Below are 878 nucleotides of genomic sequence, written 5' to 3'. Positions count from 1 at the left end.
TGTAGCTTTAGGGTAGTTCTTTGAGTTAGAAGCAGCCCTCCGTTCGGGATGTTGATGCCAAACCGCTCTTATACCGTCGGAAGCCAGTTTAGGTATGGGTTTAATGGGAAGGAGAATGATAATGATGTAAAAGGAACCGGAAATCAGCAAGACTACGGTATGCGGATTTATGATCCGAGAATTGGGAAGTTTTTGAGTGTGGATCCGTTAGCTGATACTTATCCATGGAACAGTCCATATTCATATGCCGAGGGCGATCCAGTAAACTTCAAAGATCTAGATGGGGCTGAACAACAACCAAATGCAGCACAGTCAACAGTAAGAACTACAACAATACCTCAGTTAGGAAACTTATTAAGGGTCGGAAGTGACGGTAACCTTCAAAATACTACACAGCTATTTAGACTTGGAGGAATTAACTCTGGCATTTATGCCCCACAAAGTAGATTTGTTACACAAGAAGAATTAACTGCATTGATTCCGCCAAATGCCGGAGCCTATTTAAACAGTGATGGTGTAAGTATGACCGTATATAATAGTAATGGTTGTTGGAAAGTATCACTATTGAAAGCGGTACATAAATCAAAATCGGCAGACCAAATAAACTGGATTGAAAGAGCGATAGTACGATTGCAAGAGGAGCGATTTAAACTCTTTAGTACTTTTACTAAATGGAATAGTAGGGTTCAGGCGTTTGAAATTATTACAAATGACCCTTCATCTTTGTCAAGCGAATATTTATCAGAAGTTCAGAAAAGACTAATTGAAGGGAAAGCTACTGCTCAGGATTTAATTTATAGGAATGAACTAAGAAAGCGAAATATTCTTTATGAAATAAATGACAAACATAACCCCTTAAAACCTAAAGGCGATGCTAA

At 38.6% G+C, this 878-nt stretch carries 1 protein-coding gene; it reads left to right on the top strand.

The window, feature by feature from the left end; all coding sequences use genetic code 11:
* Positions 1 to 48: 48 nt before the first annotated feature.
* Positions 49 to 878: RHS repeat-associated core domain-containing protein (locus tag ACQ2HE_RS19880; RefSeq protein ID WP_430902513.1), on the top strand; the 830-nt coding region annotated here is incomplete at its 3' end.

Source organism: Endoryza foliicola (assembly GCF_050589245.1).
Classification (GTDB): Bacteria; Bacteroidota; Bacteroidia; order Chitinophagales; family Chitinophagaceae; genus Endoryza; species Endoryza foliicola.
Note: the sequence above shows the minus strand (reverse complement) of the source record. Positions and strands in the feature narration are given on the sequence as shown.